The 13,452-nt window shown below is 65.5% G+C and carries 10 protein-coding genes and 1 pseudogene; 6 read left to right on the plus strand and 5 right to left on the minus strand.

Features of this window, described 5'->3' with window-relative positions; all coding sequences use genetic code 11:
• Window positions 1-166 precede the first annotated feature (166 nt).
• Together ACVILL_RS29990 and ACVILL_RS29995 are read left to right on the plus strand one after the other, a co-directional pair.
• Window positions 167-1,333 carry a substrate-binding protein gene (locus ACVILL_RS29990; protein WP_456732353.1) on the plus strand — a complete coding sequence of 389 codons (1,167 nt, stop codon included), beginning with the start codon at window positions 167-169 and terminating at the stop codon, window positions 1,331-1,333.
• Window positions 1,334-1,454: 121 nt separating this feature from the next.
• Entirely contained in the window at window positions 1,455-2,672 is a 1,218-nt protein-coding gene (locus tag ACVILL_RS29995; protein ID WP_456732354.1) for an MFS transporter, read from the plus strand.
• A gap of 42 nt (window positions 2,673-2,714) precedes the next feature.
• On the opposite strand, the gene ACVILL_RS30000 is transcribed toward ACVILL_RS29995, so the two are convergent.
• Both ACVILL_RS30000 and ACVILL_RS30005 read right to left on the minus strand, forming a co-directional pair.
• A complete protein-coding gene (locus ACVILL_RS30000) occupies window positions 2,715-3,359 on the minus strand; it encodes a Vgb family protein (RefSeq protein ID WP_456732355.1) in 645 nt (214 codons plus the stop codon).
• A gap of 30 nt (window positions 3,360-3,389) precedes the next feature.
• Window positions 3,390-4,610 (minus strand): helix-turn-helix domain-containing protein, encoded by a 1,221-nt coding sequence (locus ACVILL_RS30005; RefSeq protein ID WP_456732356.1) that lies wholly within the window; start codon window positions 4,608-4,610, stop codon window positions 3,390-3,392.
• 92 nt (window positions 4,611-4,702) lie between these two features.
• On the opposite strand from ACVILL_RS30005, the gene ACVILL_RS30010 reads away from it, so the two are divergent.
• Window positions 4,703-4,951: a hypothetical protein gene (locus ACVILL_RS30010; RefSeq protein WP_456732357.1), complete on the plus strand. Its 249-nt coding sequence runs from the start codon at window positions 4,703-4,705 to the stop codon at window positions 4,949-4,951.
• A 5-nt stretch (window positions 4,952-4,956) separates the two neighbouring features.
• Here the strand turns inward: ACVILL_RS30010 and ACVILL_RS30015 are convergent, their stop codons facing one another.
• Window positions 4,957-6,048 (minus strand): adenylate/guanylate cyclase domain-containing protein, encoded by a 1,092-nt coding sequence (locus tag ACVILL_RS30015; RefSeq protein ID WP_456732358.1) that lies wholly within the window; start codon window positions 6,046-6,048, stop codon window positions 4,957-4,959.
• A gap of 77 nt (window positions 6,049-6,125) precedes the next feature.
• On the opposite strand from ACVILL_RS30015, the gene ACVILL_RS30020 reads away from it, so the two are divergent.
• On the plus strand, window positions 6,126-6,584 hold the full coding sequence (locus tag ACVILL_RS30020) for an SRPBCC family protein (RefSeq protein ID WP_456732359.1): 459 nt from the start codon (window positions 6,126-6,128) through the stop codon (window positions 6,582-6,584).
• 150 nt (window positions 6,585-6,734) lie between these two features.
• Complete coding sequence (locus tag ACVILL_RS30025; RefSeq protein WP_456732360.1) at window positions 6,735-10,073, plus strand: DEAD/DEAH box helicase; 3,339 nt, start codon at window positions 6,735-6,737, stop codon at window positions 10,071-10,073.
• Between the two features lie 46 nt (window positions 10,074-10,119).
• Here ACVILL_RS30025 and ACVILL_RS30030 read toward each other — a convergent pair whose 3' ends face one another.
• Window positions 10,120-10,761 (minus strand): HD domain-containing protein, encoded by a 642-nt coding sequence (locus tag ACVILL_RS30030; protein WP_456732361.1) that lies wholly within the window; start codon window positions 10,759-10,761, stop codon window positions 10,120-10,122.
• Between the two features lie 206 nt (window positions 10,762-10,967).
• Between ACVILL_RS30030 and ACVILL_RS30035 the strand changes: the two are divergent.
• A pseudogene (locus ACVILL_RS30035) lies at window positions 10,968-11,935 on the plus strand (GlxA family transcriptional regulator).
• A 295-nt stretch (window positions 11,936-12,230) separates the two neighbouring features.
• On the opposite strand, the gene ACVILL_RS30040 reads toward ACVILL_RS30035, so the two are convergent.
• A complete protein-coding gene (locus ACVILL_RS30040) occupies window positions 12,231-13,433 on the minus strand; it encodes an ABC transporter substrate-binding protein (protein ID WP_456734400.1) in 1,203 nt (400 codons plus the stop codon).
• Between the last annotated feature and the right edge of the window lie 19 nt (window positions 13,434-13,452).

Consider the following 13,452-nt stretch of genomic DNA (forward strand, 5'->3'; position numbering starts at 1 on the left):
CGGCCGGAAATCTGGGGGAGAAGGGCGCGGAGATGTCTCGACGCGCGCGGGGTAAGGATAGCCTCGAATGTGACGCAAATGAGGGTGCGCTTGACGAATTCTTCAGTGCCGCGCCGATAATGTCGATCAAAGCATGGTCGCATCCGGCCTCGCAGGAAAGACGCACATGGCATCACGCTCGATCACCTGCATCACGTTCGCGCTGCTGATCTGCGGTGCGATGCTTCAACCATCGCACGCGGCGGAAGCCGGCGGACCGATCCGGATCGGCGCCGTGTTGCCGTTCTCCGGCGGCGTCGAGCTCTACGGCCAGCAGGCCAAGCTCGGGCTCGATCTTGCCGCCAAGGATATCAACGCCGCGGGCGGCATCCTCGGGCGGCCGGTCGAGATCGTCTATGCCGACGACAAGACGCGGCCGGAGGCGGCCGCCGACGCGATGCGCGCGCTGGTCGAAAAAGACGGCGTCGTTGCCGTGGTCGGCCCGATCACCTCGCGCAATCTGAATGCGCTGGTGCCGCTTGCCGAGAGTTCGAAGACGCCGCTGCTTTACGCCACCAATTACGAGGGCGGTAAATGCAGCCGCTATCTGTTCTCGTTCGGCGCGGTGCCGAACCAGGAGCTCGGCCAGCTGCTGCCCTACATGACGCAGACCTACGGCAACACCTATTTCCTGCTCGGCGCGGACCGGGTCTGGCCGCATCAGATGTTCGACATCGCGCAGCCCTTGATCGAAAAGCTCGGCGGCAAGGTGGTCGGGACGAAGTACACGCCGGGGACTGAGACCGACTTCTCGCCGCTGATCAAGGAAGTCGCGGCGAGCAAGGCCAAGGTGCTGTTGTTCGCGCTGAAGGGTGACGGCATGGATTTCATTCGGCAGGCCGACGAGGCCGGGTTGCTGAAGGACGTCACGGTCGCGTTCCTCGGATTGTCGGAGGTCGATCTCGGCATCTTCCGCGGCAAGGGCCAGAACATGGTGACGGTGGTGCCGGCGGTTGCGGCGAGCGACGATCCTCCCGTCAAGGCATTCGTCGCGAAGGGCCGCGCCGCCGCGGAGCCGGGCGTCGCGGTGTCGAACTATGTGATGACGCACTACAACACCTTGATCGCGCTCAAGGCGGCGGCCGAGAAGGCCGGCAGGCTCGACAAGGAGGCGATCATCGACGCGATGGCGGGCCTCGCCGTTCCGTCGCCGACCGGCCCGGTGACGCTTGGTCAGGATCACCACGCGGCGATGAACATGTTCATCGCCAGGACGCAAGGGACGGATCTCGTGCAGGTCCGTGCGCTCGGCAAGATCGCGCCGCAGCCCGGATGCAGTCTGGCCGGACGCTGACCATTTCGGCAGCAGTCGCCGGAGGGGCTCGCAAAAAAGTGAGCTGTGGCGCTTATCGGCTGTCGGTTCCACGCCGTTCCGTTCGTCTTCCACCCAGAACGAACTGCATGGGAGTTCCGGAATGAGTAATTCGACCTATCGCTGGGTGATCGTCGCGGCCGGCGGCCTGCTCGGCTGCGTCGCGATCGGCGGCATGTTTTCGTTGCCGGTGTTCCTCCAGCCCATGGCGCGCGAGACCGGCTGGTCGGTGACCGGCATCTCCAGCGCGATGACCATCGGCTTCCTCGCGATGGCCTTCACCAGCATGATCTGGGGCACGCTGTCCGACCGGTTCGGGCCGCTTCCGGTGGTGCTGACCGGATCGGTCGTGCTGGCGGCGAGCCTTGCGCTCGCAAGCCTGGCGCCGTCGCTGCTGGCGTTTCAATGCCTCTTCGGCGGCCTGGTCGGTGCGGCGACCGCGGCGATCTTCGCCCCGATGATGGCCTGCGTCACCGGCTGGTTCGACACCCATCGCAGTCTCGCCGTCTCGCTGGTTTCAGCGGGCATGGGCATGGCGCCGATGACGATGTCGCCGTTCGCGGCCTGGCTGATCTCCCACCATGACTGGCGCACCGCGATGCTGATCGTGTCAGCCGTCGTCGGCGCGATCATGATCCCGGTCTCATTCCTGGTGCGCCGCCCGCCGGCGCTGCAAGGCGACCATGCCGCCGCGGCTTCCGAGAACGGGGAGCCGCCAATGTCGCTGGGGCAGGCGCTGCGCTCGCCGCAATTCATCATCCTGATCGCGACCAATTTCTTCTGCTGCGCCACCCATTCGGGCCCGATCATCCACACGGTGAGTTACGCCGTCACCTGCGGCATTCCGATGATTGCCGCGGTGACGATCTACAGCGTGGAAGGGCTCGCCGGCATGGGTGGCCGCATCGCCTTCGGCCTGCTCGGCGACCGCTTCGGTGCCAAGCGGGTGCTGGTGCTCGGGCTATTGGCGCAGGCATTCGGGGCGCTCGGGTATGTCTTCGTCCGTGAGCTTGCGGCGTTCTACGCGGTCGCGGCGATCTTCGGCTTCATCTATGCCGGCACCATGCCGTTGTATTCCGTGCTGATCCGCGAGAACTTCCCGCTGCGCATGATGGGCACCGTGATCGGCGGCACCGCGATGGCCGGCAGCCTCGGCATGGCGACCGGCCCCTTGGCCGGCGGCCTGATCTACGACACCTTTGCGAGCTATACGTGGCTCTATGTCGGCTCCTGGGCCGTCGGCCTCGGCGCGTTCCTGATCATGATGACCTTCCGGCCGATGCCGGCAGCGCGGCCCAATGCGGTGCCCGCGCCGGCATAGACGTCGTGCTCGCGTGAAGCGGTCCGTTCAGCGCAGATTGCTTCACGCGCGGCTGCGCTTCGGTCGCCGGATGGAGCGCACCTTGTTGTTGGTCGAGCCGCTGCCGCAGAAGAACCGGTCCTTGCCGTCGGATTCGAGTCCGGAGACGTTCACGCCCTGCGGCATCTCGATCCGCTCGAGCACTTCGCCGGTCTGCGGATCGATGCGCCGTACGTCGCTTTCGTCCTCTTCCCAGGTACCATGCCAGAGTTCGCCATCAACCCAACTCACCCCGGTGACGAAGCGGTTGCTTTCGATGGTCCGCAGGACCTTGCCGGTCTCCGGATCAACCTGGATGATGCTGCGGTCGCGATACTGGCCGACCCATAGCGAGCCTTCCGCCCAGGCAAGGCCGGAATCGCGGCCGCCGCCGGGCGAGGGGATCGTCGACAGCACGCGTCCGCTGTCCGGCTCGATTTTGAGGATGCGGTCCTCGGCGATCTGATAGAGGTGCTTGCCGTCGAAGGCGGTGCCGGCATGGGCCGCGATGTCGAGGGTGCGGGTGGTCTTGCCGCTGTCGGGATCGAACGCGACCAGCTGGCCGCCGGCCGCGAACCAGACCTGCTCGCCGTCGAAGCTGACGCCGCCCACGCTCTCGACGCCTTCGAAGGCATATTCCCGGATGATCTCGGCTTCGGACTTCTTCATGCTGTGCTCCTTTGTGATCGCGGCCAGATGCTAGCCGTTCGGCAGCGGGGCAGGGAGTAACAACGTCGTCGTGAATCCCGGCACCGGCGGCGTCATCCAGCGCCGGGCCCGGGCGCGGCCGACCGACTGCACCTTGCCGGTAGCGGCCAGTGCGTCGAGCGCCCGCTGCACGGTGCGCTGGCTCGCCCCGAGCGCCACCGACAGCGCCGAGCTCGACCAGGCCTCACCGTCGGCAAGGAAGGCCAGCACCGCGGCATGCTCCTCCTCGACCGGCAGCGCCAGCACGGCCACCTCGCGGCGGCCGCGCGGCTCCAGCACGAAGCCGTCAGGCGTGGCGCTGAGGTCGGCGAGCGGCCGCAGCGCCCGGCGCAGGCGCCCGATCTCGACCCGCAGCCGCGCCCGGTGCGATTCATCGGCATGTTTGCCGCGAAACGCGCGTGCGATCAGCGTGGCGCGCGACACGTCGTGCGGCCAGGATTCGGCCAGCGTCCTTGCAAGAGAGAACAGCACCGGCCGTCGTGTCAGCGAGACCGTGGTGCTGATATCGCGCACCGCGTAGCGGCAGGCATCGACGACGAGCGCCTTCGATGCCATCAGGGCCTCGACTTCCTCCAGCAGCAATGGTCGCTCGTGACCGCGCGCGATCAGGCGCGCCGCTGGTGTGGCGAGCAGGCGCGCGGTGCTCTCGACCTCGGCGGCAAGCCCGGCGATCCCGGCGCGGTGTGCGGCATCCTTGGCCCGTGCCAGCGCTTGGCGCGCCGGCTTGGTCCGCAGCCGCCGCATCGAGATCCCGGCGACGACAAGTTCATGGCCGACCCGCAGCGCCGGCGGGAACGGCGCCGGATCGAGGTCGTCAAGCATGCGTTCGGCTGCATCGAGGCTCCCGATCAAGAGCAGGCGGCGGATTTCGAGATAGCCGGCATGCGCGGCGTTGAGTGCATCGCCACGCGCCGCGAGCGTCGCGCGCGCTGCGGCGAGGCTCTTCGAGGGAAAGGAGAGGTCGCGCGACACCAGCGCGATCTCGGCCTCGGCCACCACGCAGCGCGCCCGCGCGATCGCTTCCCGCGGCCCGAAGGCGCGGCCGGCGCGCCGCAACAGCTCCTTGGCGCGGGTGAAGTCGCCGAGCCGGGCCATCGCGATGCCGCGCAGCGCCAGCGCCGGCGCATCGTCGCGCAGGGCCACCCGTTTCAGTGCGCCGAGGGGATCACCCGCCGCGAGCGCGCGCGCCGCAGCAGATATCAGCGAGTCCATTCAAATCCCGACACACTTGTCACTCTCGCCCTCCGAGGCCCGGTCCTAGCCTAGCACATGACGACATGGATCAGCTCCAGAGAGATCGAACTATGAGCAGAATCGAGACACATGAGGATTGGTTGAAGAGCCGGCTTGGCGGCCGCGGTGCCGTCGCGGCGCGCTGGCTGACGCTCGCCGCGGCGCCGACCTTCGCGCTGATGGCGCTGGTTGCCGCGACGGCGCCGGCCGACATGATCTGCGGTGAGATGCAGGGATCGTTCTCATTGCAGGGGATGGTCCCGATGTACGCACTGATGAGCGCATTCCATCTGGCGCCGTGGTTGCGCCTGTTCCGATGACCGGCTCATTCCTCCGGCAGGGTAAAGACCGCGCAGGGCCGTGCGATGCCGCGCAACTCATGGCTGCCGAGTGCGATCAGCGGCGTCTCGACCTCGGCGGCGAGCACGCCCGAGACCAGCACGGTCTGCTCCAGCGGCTTGCAAAGGCCTTCCAGCCGGCTGACCAGATTGACCGCGGCGCCGATCGCGGTGAAGTCGAGGCGGTCGGCGGCGCCGATATTGCCCCAATGCACCTCGCCGAGATGCAGCGCCGCGCCGAACGGCAGCGGCGGCAGGCCCTGCTTGCGCCGCTCAATATCAAGATGCGCCATGCCGACGCGCGCCGCCGCCACCGCGCGCAACGCCGCCTCGCATGCGCTCCGCGCGCTGGTTGTGACCGGAAAGATCGCGAGCAGTCCGTCGCCGATGAATTTCAGCACCTCGCCGCCGAACGCGTGGATGGCGCCGGCGATGCGGTCGAACCAGGCGTCGAGCGCTGCGATCACCTCGGCGGGCGGGTGGCTTTCGGAGAGCGCAGTGAAGCCGCGCAGGTCGGCGAACAGCAGCGCCGCCCGGATGGTTTCTCCGGTGTTGCGCCGCAACGGCGATGCCAGGACGCGCGCCGCGCTGCGGCGGCCGAGATAGGCCTCCAGCGCCGCGGTCAATGTCGCGCGCGCCGCGAGCGCGGCGAGCGGTGCGGTCATGAAGCGCGCCGCCTCGCGCAGTTGATCCGCCTCGGCAGGCGTGAAGGGGCGGGTCCCGATCCATGCGAGGGTCGGGCCATCGGGTCGCGTTCCGATCGTGTCCTCGTGGATCGGGCCGGGCGCCAGCGTGGCGAGCCAGCGCCGGCCGGCATCGCCGGAGCCCACCATGTCGGGCATCGCAAAGGGCTGTTCCGGTGCGAATCCGAGCGCCTCGATGACCTCGCCATTGTCGGCTCGCCACAGCCAGGTACGTCTTGCAATCAGCGGGTGCGGAACTTCGAGCGTCAGGGAGCCGCCGGCAAGCCGCAGGCGATCCGTGATAAGGTGGCTGCCGAGGTCCGCCAGCAACCGGTTGGCGCTCGCGCTCTCGGCCGCGGCGTCGACCAGCCAGCTCAATGTCGTGGACAATTGCATCACCCCATCATGGGGGTGATGCGCCACCCTTGTCACGAAATATCCCTGAAGACCCACCGGCAATGGAGAATGGATCGATGACTGAAGCCTTCATCGTTCAACGCGAGATCCAGATCGCAGCCCCACCCGCAACCGTGTTCGCGTTCCTGACCGATCCACAGAAGATCGTGAGCTGGATGGGGCTCGAGGCCGAGACCGAGCTGCATCCCGGCGGGCTCTATCTGCTCAAGGGCCTCGGCAGTGATCGCGGCCGCGCCGCGCGCGGTGCGTTCCGCGAGGTCGTGCCGGTGCATCGTCTTGCCTACAGCTTCGGCTGGGAAGGCGGCGCGGAAGTGCCGCCGGGATCGAGCCTGATCGAGATCGACCTGATCGACAAGGACAGCGGCACGCTGCTGCGCATGACCCATAGCGGTCTGCCGAATGCCGAGCAGTGCGCCAGCCATGACAAGGGTTGGGCGCACTATATGGGCCGGCTCTCGCTCGCGGCTGCCGGCCGCGATCCCGGACCGGACCACGGTCCGGCGCGCGCCACTTAGGCCTTCATCACTCGGGCGTCCGTCGGCCACGGTGTGTCGCAATCTACGACAAAGGTGTGGAAGCAGGACAGGCTATGATCGATGCCGTTTGGCCGACATATTTGGTCTGTTAATGGAGGATTGCCGTCCTCGTTGAAACCGCAATCCTTGATGCCTGACGTTCCGAACCTTTCCGAGCGCGTGAGACAGAAGGACGTCCTCGGCTTCTTCAGCCGGTCGGCCGTGGACAAGGCCCTCGTTTACCGTGCTCAGGGCCGTGTCTCGGGGTTGGAGATCAGTGAGGATCTCACGCGCGTGCAGGCGCGCGTGAGCGGCACGGAACGCAAGTCCTACCGGGTCGATATCGAGCTGGAATTCGACGGCGATCGACTGGTCGACCTCGACGGCGACTGCACCTGTCCAATGGCCGTGAATTGCAAGCATGTTGCCGCGACGCTTTTCGAGGCTTTGCGTTCGCCCGCACAGTCAACCGGTGTGGCACCGCAGGAACTGCGAGGCGCCGCGGGGAATGGCCAGGCACGACCTGAAGCGGTGCTGCCCTACCAGATCGCGGAATGGATCGAGACAATCGGCCGCTCGGTGCGGGACGCAAACTATCCGCCCGATGTCACGCAGCGATTGCTCTATTGCCTGCAGCCCGGGTTATCGGGCGTCGGCGTTCCCTGCATGGACGTGTCGCTGGCATCCGTGAAAGTCCTGAAGACCGGCGAGTTCGGCAGCAAGGTGTCGCAGCCGTCCTTTGACAATTTTTCCGTTGATCGTGCTCCGAAATATTATCTCGGTTCCGACATCGACATCCTCGCAAAGCTGTCCAGCGAGTTTCGGGCCGGCTACATGACGGGCCGACACGCTTATTCGGCCGATGTCCTGAAACGGATTGTTGCGACGGGGCGGGCGTTCTGGGGCGATCACAGCGGAGTGCCGCTGCGATGGGGCGAGGCTCGGGACGGTCGCGTCACATGGCGTCAGGTCACCAGGGACGGGATTGGTCCGCTGCTGATCGTTGAGGGCGCGACGGCACTGAATGCGGAGCCGCCGGTCTACGTCGACGAAGCCGCCGGATTGATCGGGCCGATCAGGTTGAATCTGCCGGAGCGGTTGGCAAGTCGGCTCCTGCTCGCTCCTGCGATCCCGCACACCCATGTCGCGCAAGTCGTGCAGCGCCTTGGCCAGAAGTTGCCGAGCCTCGATCCCGGCTGGTTGCCGGCGCCCCCGGCTGCCGCCACCAAGGTCAATACGGATCCAAAGCCGGTGCTTCGCTTGATGTCGGGGCGCAAGGCGGCTCATGCCTATTACTACGGCGACCGCACGCCGGACAGCGTACCGGTCGCCCGCCTCAGTTTCGGCTACGGCCCGGTCGAAATCGGACGGTCGGAAAGCGCCCATCGCGTGGAGTCCTTCGAGGACGGATGCCTCTACGTCGTCACGCGACGCAAGGCCAAAGAGAAGGAGATGACTGCACGACTGATCAGTCTCGGCCTGGTCGAAGCGAGATCGGCCTTCCCGCTGCTCGAGGCCGTACATGCGTACGATCTGACCTTCGCGCAGCCGATGGATTGGCTTGGCTTCCTCAATGTTGATGTGGCCGGCTTGCAGGCGGGTGGTCTCGAGATCCGTATCGACGACGATTTCCCGTACCGGCTCGCGACGTCATCCGGGGTGTTCGATGCCGACTTCGAGAGCAGCGGTATCGACTGGTTCGAGCTTGCGCTCGGGATCGAGATCGATGGCGAACGCCGCGATCTCGCCCCGCTTCTGGCGGCGCTGTTATCGCAACCCGGATTTGCGCTCGAGACAGTCAAACAACTCGCGGACGATGGCGATAGTGTCTACCTGCCACTGGCTGACGGCCGCTATCTGGCGATCGCGGCCGATCGCTTCCTTCCGCTCGTACTGGCGCTCCATAGCCTGACTCTGGGCGAAACGTTCGTCGATACGTCGGGAAAGTTCCGGCTTTCTCGCGCACAGATCGTGCCTCTGCTCGGTCTCGAAGCCGATCACTTCGTCTTCAGAGGCGCAGAAAATCTTCGTCGCATGGCAGGATTGCTCGGCGCCCGCGGATTGCCCGATCCTGTCCTGCCATCCGATTTCAACGCGGCCTTGAGAGGCTACCAGACCCAGGGCGTGGCTTGGCTCGACCTGCTCAGGGAGAGCGGCTTGGGCGGCGTGCTGGCCGACGACATGGGATTGGGCAAGACCGTTCAGGTCTTGGCGTTGCTGGCGCTAGAGAAGGCGCGCGGTCATCTGACGGATCCTGCGATCGTCGTCGCTCCCACAAGCCTGATGACCAACTGGTTGAACGAGGCGCGCAAGTTCACGCCAGGCTTGAGGGTTCTCGTCCTGCACGGCCCTGACCGCAGGAAAAGCTTCGAAGCGATTGCCGATCACGATCTCGTTCTTACAACCTATCCGCTGATCGTGCGCGATCACGAGGTGCTGCTTGCGCGTGAATGGCACATCGCGGTGCTGGACGAGGCTCAGACTGTCAAGAACTCCAACGCAGCGACGACGCGGCGGCTCCAGGACATCCGTGCGCGGCATCGCTTTTGCCTGACCGGCACGCCGATGGAAAATCATCTCGGCGAACTCTGGTCGATCATGAACTTTGCCAACCCGGGATATCTCGGCGAGCGGGCGGCGTTCGTGCGCAACTGGCGGACGCCGATCGAGAAGCGCGCCGACGTCGGACGCGCGCGGGTGCTGACGCAACGCATCCGGCCGTTTCTGCTGCGGCGGACCAAGCAGGAGGTGGCCGTCGAGTTGCCGCCGAAGAGCGAATTCGCCGAAAGCATCGTCCTCGAAGGCAGCCAGCGGGAACTGTACGATGCCATCCGTCTGTCGATGTCGGAGAAGGTCCGCAAGGCGATCCGGGAGCGCGGGCTGGCCAAGAGCCATATCGTCGTGCTTGAAGCGCTTCTCAGGATGCGTCAGGCCTGCTGCGATCCCGCACTCTTGAACCTGGACGACGGCATCAAGCGTCCGTCCGCAAAACTCGATCGGCTGATGGAGATGGTCGAGGAACTCCTGAGCGAGAAGCGCAAGATCATCGTATTCTCGCAGTTTACCTCCATGCTGGCACTGATCCGCAAGCGCTGCGACGCGCTCGCGATCAGGTACAGCGTGCTGACCGGAGAAACGAAGGACCGCAGGAGCGCCATCGAGGGGTTTCAGGACGGGGACGCCGACCTGTTCCTGATCAGCCTGAAGGCCGGTGGTGTCGGGCTCAACCTGACGGCCGCGGACACCGTGATCATCTTCGATCCCTGGTGGAATCCCGCGGTTGAGGAACAGGCCATCGATCGTGCTCATCGCATCGGTCAGGACAAGGCTGTTTTTGTATATCGATTGGTCACTGCCGGTACGATTGAAGAGAAAATGGACGAACTGAAGGCCCGCAAGCGCGCGCTGGCCGACAGCATTTTCGATTCCGAAGGACGCCTTGGCGTTGGACTCACGGAAGAGGACGTCCAGGCCCTTTTTTCCGATTGAGCGCACTTCCTCCGGACCCGGTGCAGGAAGTCGAACGGGCGTTACCTCAGGTCGGCCATTTCGAGCCGAGGATGATCGAGCAGAAGTTCAACCTAGTGTAGTTCATGTCCTTCAGCGCCAGCACGTCGGCCTTGACGTTGCCGAAGGTGGTTAGCGGCTTCTTAATGGTGCCGCTGGCGAAATGATCGATGATGTTTTCCTTGAAGTTCGCCTCGCGCGGATGGTGCGCGCAGACGTGGGCGCGATGCTCGTGCGAGAAATCGTCATAGGCGATGCCGAGCACGTCCATCTCGACGCCGGCGGTGACCAGCGCAATGGTCGGACGCATATGCTCGGGGACGCCGGGCGTGGTGTGCAGGGCGATCGAGGTCCAGACGTCCTCGATGTCGCGTTCCGGCACGCCATAGCCCTTCAGGAAGTCGCGCGCGGCGTTGGCGCCGTCGACCTCGAAGCGCAGATCGGGACTGGCATGGGCCGCGGTCAGGCCCATGTCGTGGAACATGGCGCCGATATACAGCAGCTCGGGATCGAATTTCAGCTTGCGGCGGTTGCCGGTCAGCGCGCCCCAGAAGAACACACGGCGGCTGTGATTGTAGAGCAAATCGTCCTCGGTATCGCGCACCAACTGGGTCGCGGCGCGGGCCATGGCGCTGTCCGGTACGCGGATGCCGGCGATGATCTCGGTCATTTCAAGACGCTCCTCGATGTGGCAAGACGATGCCGTGGCGTGCCAACTAGCACGCGGCAGCGCTGGTCTCTGCGATGTGTTCGGATCGCCTGGTGGTGCGATCCGTGGTGACTTTCTCGCCTGTCCGGGCCCGTTCCCGCAACGCTCGCGCGCCGCCAGATCGGGCCAAGGTGACGTCGTTTCGCGCCAGCGGGCAGGGAGATGGTATGGCGATTCAGAAGGTCGCGATCGCGATTCACGAAGGGGTTCAGGCGCTCGATGTCGCCGGCCCCGTCGACGTGTTCGCGGAAACGAACGGCTTCGTGCCCGCGGGTGATGGCTATGAGACCGTGCTGGTCGGCGCCAGACGCGAACCGCTGCGCGCATCGAGCGGCATGAAGATATCGGCCGATCTCAGCTTCAGCGAGGCAACAGAGAAGTTCGACATTCTGCTTGTTGCCGGTGGTGGCCCGCTTTGCCCGACGCCGAGCCTGATCCCGATCTCACGCGGTGGCTGCGCGCGGCGCCCGAGCGCGCAGAACTCTACGGTTCGATCTGCACCGGCGCGTTTGCGCTGGGCCATGCCGGCCTGCTCGACGGCCACAAGGTGACGACGCATTGGCAGAATGCGCAGCGGCTCGCGGCGCGCTTTCCCGGCGCCGAGGTGATCCCTGACCGGATCTACATCCGCGACGGCAAGCTGATGACCTCGGCCGGCGTGACCGCGGGGATCGATCTCGGGCTCGCGCTGGTGGCCGAGCGTCATGGGCCGCAGGTTGCGGTCGCGGTGGCCAAGCGGCTGGTCGTGGTGGCGCAGCGGCAGGGCGGGCAGTCGCAGTTCAGTCCCTATCTCACCGCGCCGGTCGACGAGGATTCGCCGATTGCGCGCGCGCAGGCCCATGTCATGCAGCATGTCGGCGAGCGCCACACGTTGCAGTCGCTGGCCGAGGCCGTCGGCATGAGCGTGCGCAATTTCGGCCGCGCCTTCGCGCAGGAGACCGGCATCACGCCGCACGAATTCGTCGAGCGCGCCCGCGTCGACGCCGCGCGCCGGCTGCTCGAGGGCTCGGACCGGCCGCTGAAGGCGGTCGCCTTCGACTGCGGCTTCGGCTCGGCGGACCGGATGCGCATCGTGTTCAGCGAACGGCTCGGCGTGTCGCCGGCGCAGTACCGGTCGAGTTTTCGCAAGGTGTGACGCCGTTCATGAAGCGGGGGCTTGATCGGGGACAGCATCAACCTGCCCGAATTCATTTCCCATCATGCAACTTTCTCGCGAGGCTGTCATGGACGCGCTCACGCTCTTCATCATCTGTCATGCCGAGAAGCCGGGCGAGTCGTGGCCGGGGCCCCGGCTTCACCGAAGATGGTGTGTCCGATACCGATTCGCTGGTGCTCCGCGGCTGGCAGCGCGCGCTATTTCAGCAGTCAGTTGCGCGCGGCCGCGGAATAGCGACGTGGTTGGGACCGTCAGGCTCTTTCAGTGCCTCCGTCTAATCGGCGGACAGAGGCTCGCCGGTCAAGGACCAACTTGATCCGTCGAATGTCGCAATCCGCAGGGTTCTGAAGGGCGTATAGTCCTGCGGCCTGGTGCTGATCGACACGCCCGGGAGCATCATCGGCAATCGTTCGCCGTCCATCGAGGTGGCTTGTTTGATCAGATTTTCGCGGGTCAACTGGTCCCGACACTTGCGCAAGGCGAGCTCGACCGCGTGAACGTTCATATAGGCGACGAGCACGGAATAGTCGTCAGGATTGGCTGACGGGGCGTATGTCTTGAGGAAATCCTTGTACGCCTTGACTTCCTCATCATTCGCCCAAGCAGGATCACCCGGCTGCTTGAGGAACTGCGTGGTGACCAGCCCCTTCGATGCTTCCAGGCCTGCCGGCTTCAGGATGGTTTCGACCGACGCCGTCGAGCCGCCAATCACGTGCAGCGGCTTCCAGCCGAGCTCGTAGACCTTGCGGATTGACTGGGCCGCGGCCTTCGACGACGACTGCTCGATCAACGTGTCGACGCCGGCGGCCTTCAGCTGGACGATCTGCGAGTCGATCGTCGGGTCGGCGAGTTCGTAGGAGGCCTGCGCGACGATCAGCTCGGCCTTCGGACCGAGACCGGCGCGGAGACCCTTGAGATAATCCTTGCCGTAGTCGTCATTCTGGTAGAGCACGCCGATCTTGACGTCAGGCTTTGCGGTCAGGATGTACCTGGCGACGACGCGGCCTTCGGTCTCGAAGTCCGGATAGAGCGGGATCGTCCAAGGGAACGTCTTGGGATCGTTGAAGCGGCGTCCGCCGGCAGTGATGAAGAGTTGCGGCACCTGCTTGGCGTTGAGGTATTTCTGGATTGCGACGTTGGGCGCGGTGCCGATGGTGCCGACCTCGGCCAGGACACCGACGTCCTCGATCAGCTTGCGCGATTGCTCGACGGCCTTCGGTGCGCTGTAGGCGTTGTCGAGCTGGGTGAAGTTGATCTTGCGGCCGTTGATGCCGCCTTTCGCGTTCAGCATCTCGAAATAGCCGACCACGGCGCGCCCGGCGCCCGCCCCGAAGGCGGAGGCCGGGCCGCTCAGCGGCGTCGACTGGCCGAGCTTGATCTCGGTGTCGCTCGCGCCGGGACCGTAGGCCTTCTGCGCGTAGGCAGGTGCCGCCAATAGGGCGGACAGCGCGATGGCCGCCAACGCCCGGTCGATGATGTGGTTCAAGGTCGTTCCT

This window comes from Bradyrhizobium sp. USDA 3364 (assembly GCF_054056355.1).

Bases quoted from the DNA above. Each gene is read 5' to 3' on its own strand.
- ACVILL_RS29990 (WP_456732353.1), top strand. From the start codon at position 167: ATGGCATCACGCTCGATCACCTGCATCACGTTCGCGCTGCTGATCTGC.
- ACVILL_RS29995 (WP_456732354.1), top strand. From the start codon at position 1,455: ATGAGTAATTCGACCTATCGCTGGGTGATCGTCGCGGCCGGCGGCCTG.
- ACVILL_RS30000 (WP_456732355.1), bottom strand. From the start codon at position 3,359: ATGAAGAAGTCCGAAGCCGAGATCATCCGGGAATATGCCTTCGAAGGC.
- ACVILL_RS30005 (WP_456732356.1), bottom strand. From the start codon at position 4,610: ATGGACTCGCTGATATCTGCTGCGGCGCGCGCGCTCGCGGCGGGTGAT.
- ACVILL_RS30010 (WP_456732357.1), top strand. From the start codon at position 4,703: ATGAGCAGAATCGAGACACATGAGGATTGGTTGAAGAGCCGGCTTGGC.
- ACVILL_RS30015 (WP_456732358.1), bottom strand. From the start codon at position 6,048: ATGCAATTGTCCACGACATTGAGCTGGCTGGTCGACGCCGCGGCCGAG.
- ACVILL_RS30020 (WP_456732359.1), top strand. From the start codon at position 6,126: ATGACTGAAGCCTTCATCGTTCAACGCGAGATCCAGATCGCAGCCCCA.
- ACVILL_RS30025 (WP_456732360.1), top strand. From the start codon at position 6,735: ATGCCTGACGTTCCGAACCTTTCCGAGCGCGTGAGACAGAAGGACGTC.
- ACVILL_RS30030 (WP_456732361.1), bottom strand. From the start codon at position 10,761: ATGACCGAGATCATCGCCGGCATCCGCGTACCGGACAGCGCCATGGCC.